This window comes from Actinosynnema sp. NPDC023794, from assembly GCF_040639675.1.
GTDB lineage: Bacteria > Actinomycetota > Actinomycetes > Mycobacteriales > Pseudonocardiaceae > Actinosynnema > Actinosynnema luteola.
The window spans coordinates 100,058-118,174 of the sequence record NZ_JBFAFR010000015.1 but is presented as its reverse complement, the minus strand read 5'-3'; the positions used below and the strand labels follow the sequence as shown (position 1 = coordinate 118,174).

General features: G+C 71.1%; 17 protein-coding genes. 11 read left to right on the top strand and 6 right to left on the bottom strand.

Translation table 11 applies throughout. From position 1 onward, the window contains the following. Window positions 1–23 precede the first annotated feature (23 nt). On the top strand, window positions 24–692 hold the full coding sequence (locus AB0H12_RS27445; protein ID WP_499626550.1) for a YidC/Oxa1 family membrane protein insertase: 669 nt from the start codon (window positions 24–26) through the stop codon (window positions 690–692). On the opposite strand, the gene AB0H12_RS27440 is transcribed toward AB0H12_RS27445, so the two are convergent. Further along, window positions 601–1,635 carry a fatty acid desaturase family protein gene (locus AB0H12_RS27440; RefSeq protein WP_499626548.1) on the bottom strand — a complete coding sequence of 345 codons (1,035 nt, stop codon included), beginning with the start codon at window positions 1,633–1,635 and terminating at the stop codon, window positions 601–603. The two genes, AB0H12_RS27445 and AB0H12_RS27440, sit on opposite strands and share 92 nt — an antisense overlap. 32 nt (window positions 1,636–1,667) lie before the next feature. Beyond that, window positions 1,668–3,209 carry a PucR family transcriptional regulator gene (locus AB0H12_RS27435; protein WP_499626547.1) on the bottom strand — a complete coding sequence of 514 codons (1,542 nt, stop codon included), beginning with the start codon at window positions 3,207–3,209 and terminating at the stop codon, window positions 1,668–1,670. 114 nt (window positions 3,210–3,323) lie between these two features. Between AB0H12_RS27435 and pruA the strand changes: the two genes are divergently transcribed. Beyond that, a complete protein-coding gene (gene pruA / locus AB0H12_RS27430) occupies window positions 3,324–4,949 on the top strand; it encodes an L-glutamate gamma-semialdehyde dehydrogenase (RefSeq protein WP_499626545.1) in 1,626 nt (541 codons plus the stop codon). Between the two features lie 2 nt (window positions 4,950–4,951). Continuing rightward, window positions 4,952–5,875 carry a proline dehydrogenase family protein gene (locus AB0H12_RS27425; protein ID WP_499626543.1) on the top strand — a complete coding sequence of 308 codons (924 nt, stop codon included), beginning with the start codon at window positions 4,952–4,954 and terminating at the stop codon, window positions 5,873–5,875. On the opposite strand, the gene AB0H12_RS27420 is transcribed toward AB0H12_RS27425, so the two are convergent. Beyond that, a complete protein-coding gene (locus AB0H12_RS27420; protein WP_499626541.1) occupies window positions 5,855–7,159 on the bottom strand; it encodes a hypothetical protein in 1,305 nt (434 codons plus the stop codon). The two genes, AB0H12_RS27425 and AB0H12_RS27420, sit on opposite strands and share 21 nt — an antisense overlap. Window positions 7,160–7,274: 115 nt before the next feature. Here AB0H12_RS27420 and AB0H12_RS27415 point away from each other — a divergent pair, with 115 nt between their 5' ends. From AB0H12_RS27415 to AB0H12_RS27405, 3 genes are all read left to right on the top strand, one after another. Then, window positions 7,275–8,948, top strand: a complete 1,674-nt coding sequence (locus AB0H12_RS27415; protein WP_499626540.1) for a bifunctional 3'-5' exonuclease/DNA polymerase — start codon at window positions 7,275–7,277, stop codon at window positions 8,946–8,948. Window positions 8,949–9,064: 116 nt separating this feature from the next. Next, window positions 9,065–10,459: a carbohydrate-binding protein gene (locus AB0H12_RS27410; protein ID WP_499626538.1), complete on the top strand. Its 1,395-nt coding sequence runs from the start codon at window positions 9,065–9,067 to the stop codon at window positions 10,457–10,459. Window positions 10,460–10,519: 60 nt separating this feature from the next. Next, on the top strand, window positions 10,520–11,188 hold the full coding sequence (locus AB0H12_RS27405; protein ID WP_499626536.1) for a helix-turn-helix transcriptional regulator: 669 nt from the start codon (window positions 10,520–10,522) through the stop codon (window positions 11,186–11,188). Here AB0H12_RS27405 and AB0H12_RS27400 read toward each other — a convergent pair. Then, a complete protein-coding gene (locus tag AB0H12_RS27400) occupies window positions 11,170–11,328 on the bottom strand; it encodes a hypothetical protein (RefSeq protein ID WP_499626534.1) in 159 nt (52 codons plus the stop codon). The two genes, AB0H12_RS27405 and AB0H12_RS27400, sit on opposite strands and share 19 nt — an antisense overlap. Then, window positions 11,325–12,032, bottom strand: a complete 708-nt coding sequence (locus tag AB0H12_RS27395) for a hypothetical protein (protein ID WP_499626532.1) — start codon at window positions 12,030–12,032, stop codon at window positions 11,325–11,327. The genes AB0H12_RS27400 and AB0H12_RS27395 overlap by 4 nt, the downstream gene beginning before the upstream one ends. Window positions 12,033–12,123: 91 nt before the next feature. Here AB0H12_RS27395 and AB0H12_RS27390 point away from each other — a divergent pair, with 91 nt between their 5' ends. From AB0H12_RS27390 to AB0H12_RS27375, 4 genes are read left to right on the top strand one after another with little or no spacing between them, the layout of a single operon-like run. Next, window positions 12,124–12,603, top strand: coding sequence for a hypothetical protein (locus AB0H12_RS27390; protein ID WP_499626530.1), 480 nt, complete (start codon window positions 12,124–12,126; stop codon window positions 12,601–12,603). A 14-nt stretch (window positions 12,604–12,617) separates the two neighbouring features. After that, window positions 12,618–13,205 (top strand): DUF3558 domain-containing protein, encoded by a 588-nt coding sequence (locus AB0H12_RS27385; RefSeq protein WP_499626528.1) that lies wholly within the window; start codon window positions 12,618–12,620, stop codon window positions 13,203–13,205. Window positions 13,206–13,212: 7 nt separating this feature from the next. Then, on the top strand, window positions 13,213–14,604 hold the full coding sequence (locus AB0H12_RS27380) for a PPE domain-containing protein (protein WP_499626526.1): 1,392 nt from the start codon (window positions 13,213–13,215) through the stop codon (window positions 14,602–14,604). Window positions 14,605–14,621: 17 nt separating this feature from the next. Continuing rightward, on the top strand, window positions 14,622–15,440 hold the full coding sequence (locus tag AB0H12_RS27375) for an ESX secretion-associated protein EspG (RefSeq protein ID WP_499626524.1): 819 nt from the start codon (window positions 14,622–14,624) through the stop codon (window positions 15,438–15,440). Here AB0H12_RS27375 and AB0H12_RS27370 read toward each other — a convergent pair. Beyond that, a complete protein-coding gene (locus tag AB0H12_RS27370; RefSeq protein ID WP_499626522.1) occupies window positions 15,412–16,587 on the bottom strand; it encodes a lactate 2-monooxygenase in 1,176 nt (391 codons plus the stop codon). The two genes, AB0H12_RS27375 and AB0H12_RS27370, sit on opposite strands and share 29 nt — an antisense overlap. 111 nt (window positions 16,588–16,698) lie before the next feature. Between AB0H12_RS27370 and AB0H12_RS27365 the strand changes: the two genes are divergently transcribed. Continuing rightward, the gene (locus tag AB0H12_RS27365; RefSeq protein ID WP_499626520.1) at window positions 16,699–18,108 is read left to right on the top strand and encodes a PIN-like domain-containing protein; all 1,410 of its coding nucleotides are present in this window, start codon (window positions 16,699–16,701) and stop codon (window positions 18,106–18,108) included. Window positions 18,109–18,117 lie beyond the last annotated feature (9 nt).

Here is an 18,117-nt window from a genome sequence, read left to right as displayed (position 1 = left end):
TGCTCTGAGGACGGAGTTCCCCCTTGTTCCACGCCCTGGGCTCAGCCCTGGCCGCGTTCGCCACGCCCGCCTTGGCCATCGTCGCCTTCACCGTCGTCGTGCGGCTGCTCATGCACCCGCTCAGCCGTGCCGCCGTGCGCGGTGAGAAAGCCCGCGCCGCGTTGGCGCCCGAGGTCCGCAAGCTGTCCGAGAAGTACGGCAAGGACCGGGTGAAGCTCCAGGAGAAGACCCTGGAGCTCTACCGGTCCAACGGCACGTCGATGCTGGCCGGCTGCCTGCCCGCGCTGGTGCAGGCGCCGTTCTTCATGGTGATGTACCGGCTGGTCACCACGCCGAACCCGCTGCTGGACGGCACGCTGCTCGGCGTGCCGCTCGGCACGAGCTGGTTCGGCGTCTGGGCGCACACGCCGGTGTTCCTGGCGCTGTTCGCCGTGCTCACCGCGGTCGCCTTCGCGACGTCGCGGTGGCAGGCGGCCGTGGCCCTGAGGAACGGCGGGCCGCAGCCGCCGTTCGCCGGGCTGCTGCGGCTCCTGCCGTTCGGGACCGTGCTGATCGCCGCCGTGCTGCCGCTGGCGGCCGGGGTCTACCTGGTGACGACGACTACCTGGACCCTGCTGGAGCGAGCGTTCCTGTACCGCGTAGTTCAGCTCCCGCCTCGTGCAGGTACTTCAGCACGTACCCGTACGACGTGAACAGGCCGCACTCGGCGTAGGACACCGACTGCCGGTGGCAGAAGTCGCGGACCAGGGCCTGCGCCTTGCGCAGGTTCGGTCGCGGCATGCTCGGGAACAGGTGGTGCTCGATCTGGTAGTTCAGGCCGCCGAGCAGGAAGTCGGTGAACCAGCCGCCGGTGACGTTGCGGGAGGTCAGCACCTGCTTGCGCAGGAAGTCGAGCTGGTGGCCGGCCTGCAGCACCGGCATGCCCTTGTGGTTGGGCGCGAAGGAGATGCCCATGTAGACGCCGAACAGGCCCTGGTGGACCGCGATGAACGCGACCGCCTTCAGCGGGGACATCAGCAGGAACACCGAGGTCAGGTAGACCGCGACGTGCACGGTCAGCAGCGCGACCTCCAGCCGCCAGCTCTTGACGTCCCGGCGCACCGCGGCGGCGGCGCTGATGACGTGCAGGCTGAAGCCTTCGAGCAGCAGCAGCGGGAAGAAGAGGTACGCCTGGCGCTTGACGACCCAGCGGAAGAAGCCGCGCTTGCGCTCGGCCTGCTCGGCGCTGAACGCGAGGACGGCGATGTCGACGTCCGGGTCCTCGTCCTCGTGGTTCGGGTTGGCGTGGTGGCGGGTGTGCTTGCCCATCCACCAGCCGTAGCCGACCCCGATCAGCAGGTTGCCGAGCAGCAGGCCCATGGCCTGGTTGGCCTTGTGCTCCGCGAACACCTGCCGGTGGCCGGCGTCGTGCCCGAGGAACGCGATCTGGGTGAAGACGACGGCGAGCACGGCGGCCGGCACAAGCTGCCACCAAGAGTCGCCGATCAGCACCATCGCAACCCCGGTGAGGCCGAAGGCGGCCAGCACTCCGACCAGGAACGTGATGTAGAAACCGATGCGCCGGTCCAGCAGACCTTGCTGCTTGACCAACCTGGACAATTCAGCGAAGTCGCTGCCGCGGGCTTGGGTGCTCACTCCCGGAGGGTACGTCGCGACCGGTCGCCGGTTCAGCCCAGCCTGAGTTGCAACTGGGCGAACAACCGGAGCAGCGGGTCGTCGAGATCGAATCCGCCGACCTCCGCTGCACGTCGGAGGCGGTACCGGAGCGTGTTCGGATGGACGTGCAGTTGCGCGGCCGCGCGTTTCACGTCACCGAATTCGTCCAAGTAGACCAAAAGTGAACGAGCCAGTTCCCCATCGAGCTCCGCGAGTCGCGGGTCCCGGATGCGCGAGTGGTCGGCCAAAAGCGCGAGGGTTTCACTGATCAACACCTGGGACCGGACGTCTTCGAGCGTCGCCACGTCGGCGTCGAGGTCGCGCGACATCGCGTCGAGCACGCGGTCGGCCTCGTCCCGGGAGACGATCACCTCGTCCACCGTCGGCACGGTGGAGCCGATCGCGCCCTGCACCCGCAGGCCCATGTGCTTGCGCGCGGCGGCCACGATCTCCTTGGTCAGCGTCAGCAGCGGCGCCTTCGGCGGCAGGTCGGTGAGCAGGGCGTACGTGCGACCGCTCTGCCGGCTGACGAGCGCGCTGCGCCGGTACGCGGCGGCGTGCACCGAGATCAGGCTGGTCATCTCGGCCCGGCGCAGCTCGTGCTGCGTGCGGTCGGTGTGCTCCTGCCCGCGCAGCGCGAAGACGACGACCGCGGCGGGCTTGTCCGGGTCCGCGCCGATCTGCTCGGCGATCGCCTCGGCGTCCATCCGGCCGTCGAGCAGGGACGCGAGCAGGTTCTCCCGGAACGCGGCGGCGGGCTCGCGCTGCTGGACCAGGTGCAGGGCGGTGACGCGGGCCGCGCCGAGGAGGGCCCGTTCGGCCTGCTCGGCCAGCGGCGTGTCGCCCTCCTGCACCCAGATCGTGCCCAGCGGCTGCGTGCCCGCGTGGATGCCGACGGCGATGCGGCGGCGGATGCCCAGCTCGGGGCGCTCGTCGATGCGGACGACCTCCTCACCGGAGCGGAGGCGCTGGTAGACGCCCCACTCGCGGAGCATCTTGAGGTAGGGCTCCGGGCCCTGGCGGCCGAGGATCGACAGCCTGCGCAGCTCGTCGACCTCGTCCGTGGAACGGGAGTAGGCCAGCACGCGGCTGGCGGTGTCCTCGATGCTGACGATGCCGCCGGTCAGCGAGGCGATGGTCTGGGCGAGGCCGAACAGGTCGCCGAGCACCTCGCCCGCGCCCGCGTCGGCCGTCACGCGGGCGTTGCGCACGACGCCGCGGGCGAGCGCTTCGAGGTGTTCCCAGCGGACCTCGGGCCGCACGGCCAGCAGCGCCACGCCCGCGTCCGCCGCCGCCTGCCGCAGCACGGTCGACGGCGCGTCGACCTTGACCGCGACGGCCACCGCTCCCCCGGCGCCGGCGGCCCTGACCAGCGCTGACGCCGCCCGTCCGCGGGCGCCGATGATGAGCGCGAGGTCGCCGGGCCGCACGTCCGGCGTGTCGTCGGGGTCGAGGATGACCACGTCGAGGACGTCGGCCTCCAGCCCGTGCGGCGCGACCTGCACCTCGACCAACGGATCGCCGAGCGCGATCAACACCTGCCGCAGGCTCATCTTTGTCCAGTTCCACAACGAGGGGTGGCCAAGCCTAGACGTGTGGACAACGGGACGCATGGTTGGAAGTCCTACCGTTGGGTCAACCCCAACCCCGTGGCGAAGGAGCTGCTTGTGGATGCCGTGACCTCGGTCCCCGCACCGGTGAACGAGCCCGTCCTCGGCTACGCCCCCGGCACCCCGGAGCGCGCGCAGCTGCAGGCGAAGTTGGCCGAGCTGGCCAAGGAGCCCACCGAGCTGACCCTCACCATCGGCGGTGAGCAGCGGGCCGGCGGCGGCGAGCGCTTCGACGTCGTGCAGCCGCACAACCACCGCGCCGTCCTCGGCACGCTGCGCGGCGCCACCCAACAGGACACCCGGGACGCCATCGCCGCCGCGAAGCAGGCCGCGCCCGCGTGGCGCGCGATGTCCTACGACGACCGCGCCGCGATCCTGCTGCGCGCCGCCGACCTGCTCGCGACCAAGTGGCGGGCCACGCTCAACGCGGCCACCATGCTCGGCCAGTCGAAGACCGCGATCCAGGCCGAGATCGACGCCGCGTGCGAGCTGATCGACTTCTGGCGCTTCAACGTCTCCTTCGGCCGTCAGCTGCTCGCCGAGCAGCCGCAGTCGTCCACCGGCGTGTGGAACCGCACGGACCACCGCCCGCTGGAGGGCTTCGTCTACGCGATCACGCCGTTCAACTTCACCGCCATCGCGGGCAACCTGCCCACCGCCCCCGCCCTGATGGGCAACGTGGTGCTGTGGAAGCCGTCGCCGACGCAGAGCTTCGCCGCGCACCTGACCATGCGGCTGCTCGAAGAGGCGGGCCTGCCGCCGGGCGTGATCAACCTGCTGCCCGGTGACGGCCTGGCCGTGTCCGAGGTGGCGCTGGCCGACCCGGACCTCGCGGGCATCCACTTCACCGGCTCCACCCGCACGTTCCAGCACCTGTGGGGCCAGGTGGGCGCGAACATCGCCGGCTACCGGTCGTACCCGCGGATCGTGGGCGAGACCGGCGGCAAGGACTTCGTGCTGGCGCACCCGTCGGCCGACGTGGACGTGCTGCGCACCGCGCTGGTCCGCGGCGCGTTCGAGTACCAGGGCCAGAAGTGCTCGGCCGCGTCCCGCGCCTACGTGCCGCGCTCGGTGTGGAACCGGGTGAAGGACGACTTCCTGGCCGACGTCGAGTCGTTGACCATGGGCGACGTCACTGACCTGTCCAACTTCATGGGCGCGGTCATCGACCGGCGTTCGTTCGACAAGCTGTCGGGCGTGCTGAAGGCCGCGCACGCGGACGACCAGCTGGAAGTCGTCGCGGGCGGCACGGCGGACGACTCCGAGGGCTTCTTCGTGCGGCCGACCGTCCTGCTGGGCAGCAACCCGGAGCACGAGGTGTTCACCACCGAGTACTTCGGGCCGGTGCTGGCGGTGCACGTGTTCGAGGACTCCGACTACGACACCGTGCTGCGGCAGATGGAGAGCGCCGCGCCGTACGCGCTGACCGGCGCGATCATCGCGCGGGACCGTGCCGCGGTCGTGCACGCGCAGCACGAGCTGCGGTTCGCCGCGGGCAACTTCTACGTCAACGACAAGCCGACCGGCGCGGTCGTCGGCCAGCAGCCGTTCGGCGGCGGTCGGGCGTCGGGCACGAACGACAAGGCGGGCTCGGTGCACAACCTGCTGCGCTGGGTGAGCCCGCGTTCGATCAAGGAGACGTTCGCGGCTCCGACCTCCTACCGCTACCCGCACCAGGGGTGATCATGCTCCGCACCGCGCTGCTCGCCGCCTCGCGATCCGGGGCCGTCCGCGAGCTCGTCGAACGCACGCCGCTGACCCGGCCGGTCGTCAAGCGCTTCATCTCCGGCGACGACGTGGCCGCGGCGGTCGCCACCACCGGCGAGGTGCTGGCCGACGGCCGGTACGTGACGCTGGACCACCTCGGCGAGGACACCCGGGACGCGGCGCAGGCCGCGGCCACCGTCGAGGCGTACCTGGACCTGCTGCGCAGGCTGGAGCTCGCCGGGCACACCGAGCGCGCCGAGGTGTCCGTGAAGCTGTCCGCGGTGGGCCAGTTCCTGCCCGTGGACGGCGAGAAGATCGCGTTGGACAACGCCCGCCGCATCTGCGCGGCGGCGGGCGCGGTCGGCACCACGGTCACCCTCGACATGGAGGACCACACCACCACCGACTCGACCCTGGGCATCCTGCGCGAGCTGCGGGTGGACTTCCCGTGGGTCGGCGCGGTGCTCCAGGCGTACCTGAAGCGGACCGAGCAGGACTGCCGGGACCTGGCGCACGCCGGGTCGCGCGTCCGGCTGTGCAAGGGCGCGTACCGGGAGCCCGCTTCGGTGGCGTTCCAGGACAAGGCGGACGTCGACCGGTCGTACGTGCGGTGCCTGAAGGTGTTGATGGCGGGCGACGGCTACCCGATGGTCGCCTCGCACGACCCGCGGCTGATCACGATCGCGGGCGAGCTGGCCAAGGACCGGTCGCCGGACACCTACGAGTACCAGATGCTCTACGGCATCCGGCCGGACGAGCAGCGCCGCATCGCCGGCGCGGGCAACCGCATGCGGGTCTACGTGCCGTACGGCGACCAGTGGTACGGCTACTTCATGCGGCGGCTGGCGGAGCGCCCGGCGAACGTGGCGTTCTTCCTGCGCTCACTGGTCACCACGGGCTAGCCCGATCCGCTGGTCGGTGACCTTCGCCAGGTCCACCCGGAACAACTTCGGGTGGGCCTGCGCGAGGTCGCGGTAGAGGTCGGCGGCCTCGTCGATCGCGGTCAACGCCTCGTCACGGCGGCCGAGCGCGGCGTAGCGCCTGCTCAGCCGGTCGAGCGCGCCGGCGAGCTGCGGCGTGCAGTCGGGGTCCTCGGCGGCGACGACGCGGCACAGCGCCACGGCTTCCTGGGACGCGGTCAGGGCGTCCTCGGGCCGACCTACCGCTATGCAGCGCAAACTCAAGTCCCCCAACGCGTCCGCGAGCGCGGGGCGGTGCTCGGTCGGGTCCTCTTCGGCCAGTTCGCGGTAGAGGGCGACCTCCTCGCGTGACGCCGTCAGGGCTTCCTCGTGCAGCGACGCCAGGGCCGCGCGGGCGGCCAGCAGGCCGTGCAGCTCGGCCCGTTCCAGCCGGTCCTCGGCGTCCCGCGCGAGGGTCCGGGTGAGGATGGCGGGCAGCGGGTCGCCGTGGAAGCGCGGGTCGTCGAAGACGCGGCGCGCGATCGCCCTGGCCGGCGCGGGCCGCTCGGCGAGGATCCTCAGGGTCGCGCCGGTGGCGGTGTCCGCGAGGTCCGGGTCCGTGGTGAACAGCTCCTCGGCGCGGCGGCGCGCGTGCGGCAGGCGTGCGGCGGCGCGGAGCAGGAGCTCCAGGGCTTCCGGTGTGCGGTGGGGGCTGATCCGGTCGTCCAGCAGCGTGACGGCCAGCGCGTCCTCCGCGAGCCGGCCGCCGGTCGGTGGCGGCTCGACGGGTGAGCCGTGCACGGCGGTGAGGGCGGCCAGGTGCAGGTCGTGCAGCGTCGGCGCGTCCGGCGGTGGCGTGGTCGGGATAGGGAGGCCCAGGGCGTAGGCGAAGTGGGCGCAGGCGGTGGCGAAGGACGTCTCGTGCTCGTCCGGGTGGGCCGTCACGGCGAGGTCCGCGGTGCGGCAGCCCCGGTCGGCGGCACGTTGCCGGTGGGCGGACCACCACCAGCCCGTGGTCCGGGCGACCAGCAGCACGCGGGGGTGCCGCGGGTCGAGGTGGTCCACGAGGTCCGCGTCGTCCACGACCAGGACGTCCGAGCCCGCCGCGAAGTGCCCGGCCAACCGGGTCTTGCCGACGCCCGCCGGACCGTGCAGGAGGAGGACGGAGCACGGCTCGTCGCCGTCCCGCCACCGCGCCAGTTCGGCCAACTCGTCCACGCGCCCGTGGAACGGCACCACCTCGTGCCGCGGATCCAGCAGCTCACCGGGCGACAGGGTGCGGTCCACCGGCCCATCCTGCTCCCCGCCTCGCGCCACGATCAGGTGACCGGCCACTGCTCTCCCGCGAGGTCGCAGGCGGCGCCATCCGACACTGTCGGTGCTGTCCTACACAATCAGAGCCATGCTCATCGCCCTGGTCACGGACGGGGAGAACGCGGGACGGCTCCGCGTGCTCTCCGATGCCGGGGTGCCCGAAGGACCCGCGGTGGCGACGGCGGACCTGGCGACGGCGGTGTCCGAGCTGGAGGATCGGCACAGACCCCGGTGGCTGTGGGCGGAGACGGCGGAGGTCTACCCCGACCTGCTGGCACGCGGGGTCCGGGTCGAGCGGTGCCAGGACCTGGCGCACGTCGAGTACCTGCTGCTGGCCTACCAGGGGCGGCACGGCGAGCCGCGTGGCCTCGGCGCGGCGATCGCCCGGCTGCGCGGGCTGCCGGTGCCGCAGGACCACGGGCCGCGCAAGCGCGATGCCCAGCCGACCCTGTTCGAACCCGAGCAGCGGCGGCTGCCCGGCGACGTCGACCCGCTCGACGCGGTGATCGCGGTGCACGTCGAGCAGCAGCGGCTGGTCGCCACGCTCGCGCACGCCGATCACCTGCGGCTGCTGTTCGCGGCCGAGTCGGCCAGCGCGTTGGCCGCCGCCGAGATGACGCACTTCGGCCTGCCGTGGCGGGTGGACGTGCACGAGAAGCTCCTGGTGGACACGCTGGGACCGCGTCCGGCCAACGGCGTGCGCCCGGCCCGGCTCGCCGAGCTGGCCGACCGGATCACGGCGGCGTTCGGCGGCAAGCAGGTCAACCCCGACCACCCGCCGGGCATCGTGCGCGCGTTCGCCCGGGAGGGCATCGACGTGCCGTCGGCCCGCGCGTGGGTGCTCAAGGGCGTCGACCACCCGGCCGTCGAGCCGCTGCTGGAGTACAAGGAGCTGGCCCGGCTGTGGGTGGCGCACGGCTGGACGTGGCTGGACGCCTGGGTGGCGGACGGGCGGTTCCGGCCGGACTACGTGGTCGGCGGCGTGGTGTCCGGGCGGTGGGCGACGCGGGGTGGCGCGGCGTTGCAGATCCCGCGCACGCTGCGCACGGCGGTGCGGGCCGATCCTGGGTGGAAGCTGGTCGCGGCGGACGCGGCGCAGTTGGAGCCGCGGGTGCTGGCGGCGTTGTCGAACGACCACAAGTTCACCGAGGTGTCCTCGGACGACGATCTCTACACCACGTTGGCCGCGGAGGCGTTCGACGGCGACCGGGGCAAGGCGAAGCTCGCGATGCTGTCCGCGATGTACGGCGGCACGGGCGGCGGCGCCGGTCCGGCGATGGCGGTGCTGCGCCGCCGTTTCCCCGAAGCCGTCGGGTACGTGGAGGCCGCCGCGCTGGCGGGCGAGCAGGGCCGGATGGTCCGCTCCCGGTTGGGCCGCACGAGCCCGCCGCCGTCGGCCGCGTGGCACGAGACGACCGGCAACGCCGACGACGGCGAGGACGCGGTGCGGCAGTCGCGGCGGGCGGCACGGGACTGGGGCCGGTTCACCCGCAACTTCGTGGTGCAGGCCAGCGCGGCGGACTGGACGGCGGCGTTGCTCGGCGTGCTGCGGCGACGGCTGCACCAGTCGGCGCGAGGCGCGCACCTGGTGTTCTTCCAGCACGACGAGGTGCTGGTGCACTGCCCGCAGGAGCAGGCCGAGGTGGTGTGCGCGGAGGTGACGGCGGCGGGCGAGGAGGCGTCGCGGCTGGTGTTCGGCGCGACACCGGTCCGCTTCCCGCTCAAAGCCGTGCCGGTCGACTCCTACGCCGACGCGAAATAGCGGCTATTGCGCCGTTCGGCCCCTTGATCGATCTTCATGAGAGCGCTCTCATGAGGCGGAAGGCAATTTGTTGTCGTGCCGAACGCTAGAGGACAGTGACAAGGAGGTCACCGCTCATGGAGTTCAGCCGGAGCAGACGACGACGCGTCCTCGCGACCGCTGCCGCCCTGATCACCGCCGTGCCGCTGGCGGTCGTCGCCACGATGTCGGCCAACGCCTCGGTGCCGTCCACCCCGCCGGGTTGGACCTTGCAGTGGAGCGACGACTTCAACGGCGCCGCGAACACCCTGCCGTCGTCCTCGAACTGGATCTTCGACCTCGGCCACGGCTACCCCGGCGGTCCGGGCAACTGGGGCACCGGCGAGATCCAGAACTACACCAACAGCACGAACAACATCAAGCTCGACGGCTCGGGCAACCTGCGCATCACCGCCCTGCGCGACGGCGCGGGCAACTGGACGTCCGCCCGCATCGAGACCCAGCGGTCGAACTTCAAGCCGCCCGCGGGCGGCAAGCTCGCCATCGAGGGCCGCATCCAGATGCCCAACGTCACCGGCCAGGCCGCACTCGGCTACTGGCCCGCGTTCTGGGCGCTCGGCTCGCCGTACCGGGGCAACTACTGGAACTGGCCCGCCATCGGCGAGTTCGACATCATGGAGAACGTCAACGGCATCAACTCCGTGTGGGGCGTGCTGCACTGCGGCGTGAACCCCGGCGGGCCGTGCAACGAGACCAACGGCCTCGGCGCGAGCCGCGCGTGCCCCGGCTCGACGTGCCAGTCGGCGTTCCACACCTACCGGTTCGAGTGGGACGACGGCTCCTCCCCCAAGGCGTTGCGCTGGTACGTCGACGGGCAGCAGTTCCACAGCGTCACGCAGAACCAGATGGACGCGACCACGTGGAACAACATGACCGGTCACGCGGGCTACTTCCTGCTGCTGAACCTGGCCATGGGCGGCGCGTTCCCCAACGGCGTCGCGGGCTTCGCCACGCCGACCTCGGCCACCCAGTCCGGGCACTCGATGGTCGTCGACTACGTCGCGGTGTGGTCGGCGGGCGGCGGCACGCAGCCCACGACCACGACCACCACCCAGCCCGGCGGCAGCGGGTGGGACGCGTTCAGCGACATCCAGGCCGAGCAGGCCACGTCGCGGTCCGGCGGCTCGATCGTGTCGGGTGACGGCGGGCAGGCGGTGGCGCAGCTGGGCAACGGCAACTCGCTGCGGTTCTCCGGCGTCCGGTTCGGGTCGCGCACCGCGACGCAGTTCGTCGCACGTGCCGCGTCCGGCGCGTCCGGCGGGGTGAGCGGGCTGGTCGAAGTGCGGCTGGACAGCCCGACCGCGGCGCCGATCGGCAGTTTCGCCATCGCCGACACCGGCGGCTGGCAGAGCTGGCGGACGGTGCCCGCGAACATCTCGGGCGTCACCGGCACGCACGACGTCTACATCACGTTCACCAGCGGCCAGCCCGCGCCGTACGTGAGCGTGAACTGGATCCGTTTCGGCACGTGAGCGCTCGTGGCGGGCCGCGCGATCCTCCTCCGGCGCGGCCCGCCACTACTATCTGTCCACGTGTACGCGGAACGCCCGTTCCCGGGTCTGGCCTGCGCGTGGCGCCGGACCACGACGTCGGCCGCGCCCGGCCTGGTCGTGCCGGACGGGTGCACCGACCTGATGTACTCGGCGGGCACGGGCGAGGTGTTCGTGGCCGGGCCGGACACGGTCGGGCACGTGACGCGGTCGAGGCCGGGCACGTTGTTCGGCGTCCGGTTCGGTCCCGGCGTGGGGCCCTCGGCGTTCGGCGTGCCCGCGGTGGAGCTCCGCGACCAGCGCGTTCCGCTGTCGGAGCTGTGGGGTGCGTCGGCTCGGCTCGAGGACGCCCTCGGCGCGGCCGAGGACCCGTGCGAGGTGCTGGCGTCGGCCGCCCTGGCCCGGTTGCGGGAGACGCCGCCGGATCCCGCGGTGAGCGTCATCGCGTCGTCCACGGGGAGCGTCGGCGACCTGGCCGGGTCGCTGGGGCTCAGCGCCCGGCAGCTGCACCGGCGCAGCCTGGCCGCGTTCGGCTACGGGCCCAAGGTGCTGCACCGCGTGCTGCGGTTCGACCGCGCGGTGAAGCTGGCGTGGCGGGGCGTGCCGTTCGCCGACATCGCCCACCGCACCGGGTACGCCGACCAGGCGCACCTGTCGCGCGAGGTGCGGGAGCTGGCGGGCGTGCCGCTGGGTCAGCTGATCCGGTCGTAGGCGCGCAACGCCCGCAACGCCTTGATGGTCACGATCGGTCGCCACTCGTAGGTCGTCACGGGCGTCCACGCGGCCCACGGGAACGTCCAGCCGCCGTCGTCCTGCTGCTGTGCCGCCAGGGCGTCGAGGTCGGCGTTCACCTCGTCGTCGCTGAACCACCTCCGGGCCAGGCTGTCGGGCGTCGGCGCGTAGTCGTGCGGCTTGTGGGTCTCCCCCTCCGCGTACCCCTCGTGCGCCTTGCCCCGCCGACGTCCACCAGCCCTTGCTCGCGCACGAGCTTCCCGAGCCGGTCCGCCTCCCGTTCCGCCCGCGGCCGGTCGGGCGCGTGGTCGAGGAAGCGGACGCAGGCGGCGGCCTCGTACGGGTGGGTCTTGGTGAGCGCACCGAGGTGTCGCCGGCAGAACTCCGCGGCGCCGTCCAGCCAGGCGTGCTCGACGGCCATCTTGTGCAGGACGCCCGCCAGCAGGGCCGTGACCAGGAGGTCGCTGTCACCGGAGGGCTGCCACCACGGCGCCCGCAGGTCGTCGTGCCCGGTGTCCAGGCAGTTCGGCACGCCGCCGTCCGCGTTGGTGATCGTGGTCAGGAAATCGCACGCCGACTTCGCGTACTCGGTGCTGCCGACCTCTTCCAGCAGCGACAACGCGGTGCAGGTGTGCAACGGCTGGCTCTCCGGGCCGCGTCCGTCGGGCTCCAGGGCGTGCCCGAAGCCGCCGTCGTCGTTGCGGTAGGCCAGCACGGCGGTCGCGACGGCCTCCCCGGGCCCGTCGTCGAAGAGGTGCGAGAACCGCCGTTGCTCGAGGACGCGTGCGTTGAGCCAGACGAAGGAACGTGCTGCTTCGATCATGCTACCGACGGTATGCCCGCCGAGGTCCCGCGGTCTTGAACGGATCGGACGTCCACCCCCCCGCAGGAGTAACCGTCCCGATAGCTCCATCGTGGCCGAGGCCCTGTGCCATCATCACTTCGGGCAGTTCAGCGCGAGGGGAGCACGAACGATGTTGGACGCCGTCGGCGGGGGCGCCAAGCAGATCGGGTTCGTGGCGGACACGGTGTCCGCCGGACCAGCGGGTGCGGGGTTGGTGGCGAGCCAGACCGCGTTCAAGGTCGACCTGACGCAGGCGCAGAAGCTGGTCGACGGCTTGACCGACGCGCGCAACCGACTTCAGGAACTCTTCGACCAGAAGTTGGGATTCGTGGTCCTCGGGTCGCCCGGCCAAGACCCGTACAGCAAGTCGGCGACAACGACGATCCAACAGACCGCCGGGGACGACCCTGGCGGCTACGGCTGGGCCAGCCTGAAGGCAATCGAAGCCCTCAACAGTACGATCGAGAGCATCCAAGCCTCCCTGGCGAGCTACGAGAACCAGGAGCAGGCAACCGCCGACGCCTTCAAGGGCGAGGGGAATCAGTCTTGAGGCGAGCAGCGTTGGTGATCTTGTCCGCGACGGCCCTCGTGGTCGCGTCGGGTTGCACGACCAAGGATGGCGGGACCCCGTTGCCAGGGGGCGGCGCGAGCACCACCGCGCCAGGGGCCACCACGACGTCGGCGGCAGCAGGTGAAGCCCCGGCCATCAGCGGCCCAGAGCTGGACCTCGCCAAGTTCGACACCCCTTGCGCGATGCTGAAGGAAGACCAACTCTCCGCCCGCGGCGTGACAAAGGCCGGCACCGAACGCGCGGACCCGACCGGCACGGGCTGTCAGTGGTACCCGGACGAGCCGCTCGGCACGAGTTTCTTCGTCGTGCTGCTGGACAAGGCCAAGGGCCTGGACGGCGTCTACACCAACCGCGGGAATCTTCCGGTGTTCAAGCCGACCGAGGTCGCCGGATACCCGGCGGTCAACACCGACCTGACCGATGCCGCCCATGGCTCGTGCACCACCGCTGTCGGCGTAGCCACGGGCGAAGGTTTCGCGGTGCAGATTCGCGTGAACGACAAGAAGCTGCCGGAGTACACCGACCCGTGCTCCGTGTCCAGCGAGATCGCGGAAACCGTGGTCGGGAACCTGAAGGGGTAGGACAGGCATGGCAGGCGATGTCGACAGCGACGGCATGGGTCTCCTCAACATGTGTGTCGCCCCGGAGCAGATCTACCGCTGGTTCCGAGAGGGCAAAGGGCCCGACCAGACCACGGACGCCAGCAGCGAGGCGTGGATGGGCATCTCCACCGGCCACGCCGAGATCAGCGAGCTGATCAACCAGGCGGTCAAGGCGTCCGGCGCGGTCTGGGAAGGCGCCGCGGGCGACTCGGCCCGCGCCAACACCACGCCGTTGGCCAGTTGGTCGGACTTGACCAGCGAGCTCGCCACGACCGCGGGCGACAACACGGGCGAGATCAGCCGTGCGTTCCGCGAGGCCAAGGACAACGTGCAAGAGCCCGTCCAGGTGCCGGACAAGCCCTGGTACAACAGCGTGGTCCCCTGGGACACCGATTACGACGACGCGGTCGAGCAGAGCCAGCAGGTCAACACGCACAACGTCCAGGTGCTGGAGCGTTATGGCAGCTCCACGACCTCGGCCAGCAACTCGATGCCGTACTTCCCCGATCCCGGCGAGGTCAAGGGGAGCGTCGAGCAAGAGGAAAAGCGCATCCCGCCGGTCAAGGAAGAGTTCAACAACAACACGAACAACACTAATAACACGAACAACAACACGACGAGCACGAGCAGCACGACCAGCACCAGCAGCACCACCAACACGGGCACGACGAAGCCGTCGTGGACCGAACCGACCATCCCGCCGATCGGCACGAACGACAACACGACCAAGCCGTCGTGGGTGCAGCCCGACCCCAACGGGCCCAAGCCCGACATCGGGTACCGGCCGCCGCCGCTGCCGTCCGACCCGCGGTTCCCGTCCGACCCGCGGTTGCCCTACGACCCGCGGTTGCCGTACGACCCGCGGTTGCCGTACGACCCGCGCAACCCGAACGACCCGCGCAACCCCAACCACCCGAACAACCCCAACAACCCGCGCAACCGCGTGCCGGGAACGCCGCCCGGCAACCCCGGCATGCCAGGTGGCGGTCGTGGCGGTGGCGGCGGCGGTGGCGGCGGCGGTGGCGGCGGCGGTGGCGGCGGTGGCGGCGGTGGCATGGGCGGCGGCCGGATCCCCGGCATGGGCGGACCCGGTGGGATGGGCGGTGGGTTCGGGCCCGGCGGCGCGGCCGGCGTCATGGGACACGGTGAGGGTCGCGGTGGCTTCGGGCCCGGCGGCGCGGGCGGGTTCGGGCCCGGTGGTGGCGCGGCTGGTGGTCGCGGTGGCCCCGGCGCCGGCGCCATGGGCGGTATGGGCGCCGGTGCGGCCGGTGGTCAGGGCGAAGAGGACAAGGAGCACAAGGCCGCGTCGTACCTCCAGGAGACCGAGGACATCTTCGGTGACGGCACGATGGTGGCCCCACCGGTCATCGGTGAATAGCTGGAACAGGGGGGAACGTGCTGCGCACCAGGGTCGCCATCCCGGTCGTCGCGCTCTACAACGCCTGGCAGGCCGAAGGTCTGCCGACGCTGCACAACGCGCTGCTGACCCAGGTCGACTTCGACGAGGACCAGCTCGCCGAGGGTGACGTCACGGTGCTGGCCGACCTCGCCCGTCGCGGTTGGGCCGAGCTGGAACGGCTCGGCCTGGCCCGCGGTCGGCAGGTGCACGCCGACTTGAGCCGGTCGCTGCGCCTGATCGCGGACGCGAGCGTCGAGTACTACGCGTTCTTCAACCAGGGCGACGACGAGACCCGCACCGCGCTGGTGGCGCAGTCGGGCGACGAGGCGCTGCGCGTGGTGCTGCGGGCGGACAAGCACTTCGTGCTGGAGCCCGTGCGGGCCGAGGACGTGGTGCAGTCCCTGGTGTCCGCGCTGCCGGAGGCGAAGCCGGGACGCGGCGGCGTGATCTCGCTGCCCGCCGACGCGTTGGACGACAAGCCGCGCCAACCGCGTCCGGACGAGGACGGCGGGTCGTTCCTGCAGGCCAGCCGACCGACCGGGGCGCACGTGACCGAGGTGCAGCAGGTGCGCAAGCTGCTCGCCGAGCAACGCACCGGCGGCGGCCAGCTGTACGCCGCACGACGTGACCGGTTCGGGCGCAAGCAGCGGTGCGCGGCGCCGTTGACGTACTTCGACACGATCACCGGCCGCTACCTGTCGGCGAAGACGACCGGCGGCGACGGCACGCCGTGGATCACCGTGCAGCCGGCCGACTTCACCACCTTGCAGAACCGGTTGCGGCAGCTCAGCGCCGACGCAGCGCCTCGCGGTTGAGCTCGGCCGGGCTGCGGTGCCCGGACAGGCCGAGGGTCAGGTCGAAGTCGGCGAGCAGGCTGCGCAGCACGTGCCGCACGCCGACCTGACCGCCGTGCGCCAGGCCGTAGGCGAACGGCCGGCCGACGAGCACGGCCTTCGCGCCCAGCGCCAGCGCCTTCACGATGTCCGCGCCGCTGCGGATGCCGGAGTCGAACAGCACCTCGACCTGCTCGCCGACGGCGTCCGCGATCTCCGGCAGCACCTCGAGCGACCCGACCGCGCCGTCCACCTGCCGCCCGCCGTGGTTGGACACCACGATGCCGTCCACACCCGCGTCCACGGCCTTGCGCGCGTCGTCGGGGTGCTGGATGCCCTTGAGCACGATCGGCCCGTCCCAGTGCTCGCGCAGGAACGACAGCTGGTCCCACGACTTGTCGGTGCCGGTGAACAACTGCACCCACCGCAGGATCGCCATCGGCAGGTCCTCCTCGGGCGACGTGGCGAGCCCGGCCCGGAACGCCGGGTCGGAGAACGGGATCGCCGTGCCGACACCGCGCAGGAACGGCAGGTAGGACTGGTCGAGGTCGTGCGGTCGCCACGCGAGCGTCCACGTGTCGAGGGTGACGACCAGGACCCGGTACCCGGCCTTGCGCGCCCGGTCCAGGATGCTCGCGGCCACGTCCGGGTCGTTGGGCCAGTAGAGCTGGAACCAGCGTGCCGCGTCACCGGCTGCCTCGGCGACTTCTTCGATCGTGTGCGAGGCCGCGGTGGACAGCACGAACGGCACACCCAGCTCCGCCGCCGCACGCGCGGTGGCCAGTTCGCCGTCCGGGTGCAGGATCGACTGCACGCCCACCGGCGCGAGCAGCACCGGCGCGGGCAGGTCCGTGCCCAGCAACGACGTCCCGAGGTGCCGCTCGGTGGCGTTGGTGAGCATCCGCGGCACGATCCGCCAGTCGTCGAACGCCTCGCGATTCGCCCTGGCCGTGGCCCCACCACCGGCCGCGCCCGCCACGTACCAGAAGGGCCCCGGCCCGAGCCGTTCCCGGGCGGACGCCTCCAACGCTTCGGGATCCGTGGTGAACGGCGGCACGGCGCCCGCCAGGCCTTGGAGGTAGATCTCGTTCTGGTACGCGGCGAACTGACCGGTCACTTCGTCCCTCATCCCTGCCCAGGCCTCTGCGGGGCGCCGTCGGAGTCGTCGGTCCGCGGATCATGCTCGACCTGCTCCGCGCCGCCCGCAAGCACACGATCCGCTCGGCGCTACGATCCGGCCATGACGCCCGAACAGCAGGGCCGCGCGGGGCTGTTCGACGGGTTCGAGGCCTACCGGACGCCGACGGACCAGGACTACCTGGCGCTGCTCACCGAAGGCCTCGTCGTCATCGACACGAACGTGTTGCTCAACCTGTACCGGTACAAGGAGCAGGCCAGGCAGGACCTGATGTCGGTGCTCCGCAAGATCGACGACCGGCTCTGGATACCGCACCAGGTGCTGGTCGAGTTCTGGCGCAACCGGGAGAGCGCGCTCGGTGACACCGGGGTCGCGGCCAAGAAGACGTCCGCGGACCTCGAGAGAGCACGCGCGGGCGCGGTCGACGCACTGCGCGGCTGGGCGCGTCGGGTATCTCTCGACAAGGACAGCACGAAAAAGCTGCAGGCCTCGTTGGACGACGCCTTCGCCGTGCTTCTCGACGAGATCGCCAAGACCTCGGGCACCACGGTCCCGACGGACAGCTGGGACACCAACCAGGATCGCGTCATCGAGACCCTGCACGAGCTGCTCGACGGCAAGGTCGGACCGCCGTTCGACGACGTCGAATACTCGAAGGAGATCAGCGAGGCGGCCAAGCGGGCCGACCTCGACATCCCTCCGGGGTTCCGCGACAAGTCCAAACCCGATGGCGACCGCTTCGCGGGCGACTACCTGATCTGGAAGCAGATCCTCGTCGAAGCGCGGGCGCAGAAGCGTGACGTGCTTCTGGTCACCGGTGACGTGAAGGACGACTGGTGGCGAAAGCACCAGGGTCAGGCACGTGGTCCTCGACCCGAATTGGCGCGCGAGATCCGCTCATTCGCTGACGTCAGGCTTTTCATGTTACGACCCGAGAGTCTCCTCCTGCATGCCTCTCGCCTACTCGAAGTACCGGTGGACGACACCTCGGCGAGGAATATGGAACAGGTTGAGAAGTCGACGTCCAAGGCTTCGAACGTTGACGAGGAAACGATCCTCGACCTGGCAGGTTCACTCGAAAGAACCCGACTGGCGGAATCGGAAAAACACCGGAAGCGCAGTGAGATCTACCATTCAGCGCTCCCGCTCTACGACGATTACCTACGTTCGGTTGGACACCACGGGTGGACCGTCAGCGAGACACCCGAAAGAATCGGCGTACGGAACCACATCCTCACCAAGGGAAAAGATGTGGCCGTCTGCGGATTCTTCGCAATAGACTCCATGGTACGTCCGGACTCGCAGATCTATTTACCCCAGGTGTGGGCCGATGACTTGGTGGCCGCCTCGGCGGCGTTCCGGGAGGAGGTGACCCTGGTCACCGTCTTCGACCAAACCATCGGACCGGACGTGGTCGCCAAACTGGTCGGATACGGGTTGTTCCCGGTGTGGAACGACCAGCGGTCCTGGCAGGGGCACGAACTGGCCGCGGCCAAGGGGTTGATCCCCTAGCGGCGGGCA

Coding starts and splice junctions, on each gene's coding strand:
- AB0H12_RS27435 (WP_499626547.1), bottom strand. CDS start 3,209: ATGAGCCTGCGGCAGGTGTTGATCGCGCTCGGCGATCCGTTGGTCGAG.
- AB0H12_RS27425 (WP_499626543.1), top strand. CDS start 4,952: ATGCTCCGCACCGCGCTGCTCGCCGCCTCGCGATCCGGGGCCGTCCGC.
- AB0H12_RS27415 (WP_499626540.1), top strand. CDS start 7,275: ATGCTCATCGCCCTGGTCACGGACGGGGAGAACGCGGGACGGCTCCGC.
- AB0H12_RS27410 (WP_499626538.1), top strand. CDS start 9,065: ATGGAGTTCAGCCGGAGCAGACGACGACGCGTCCTCGCGACCGCTGCC.
- AB0H12_RS27395 (WP_499626532.1), bottom strand. CDS start 12,032: ATGATCGAAGCAGCACGTTCCTTCGTCTGGCTCAACGCACGCGTCCTC.
- AB0H12_RS27380 (WP_499626526.1), top strand. CDS start 13,213: ATGGCAGGCGATGTCGACAGCGACGGCATGGGTCTCCTCAACATGTGT.
- AB0H12_RS27370 (WP_499626522.1), bottom strand. CDS start 16,587: ATGAGGGACGAAGTGACCGGTCAGTTCGCCGCGTACCAGAACGAGATC.
- AB0H12_RS27365 (WP_499626520.1), top strand. CDS start 16,699: ATGACGCCCGAACAGCAGGGCCGCGCGGGGCTGTTCGACGGGTTCGAG.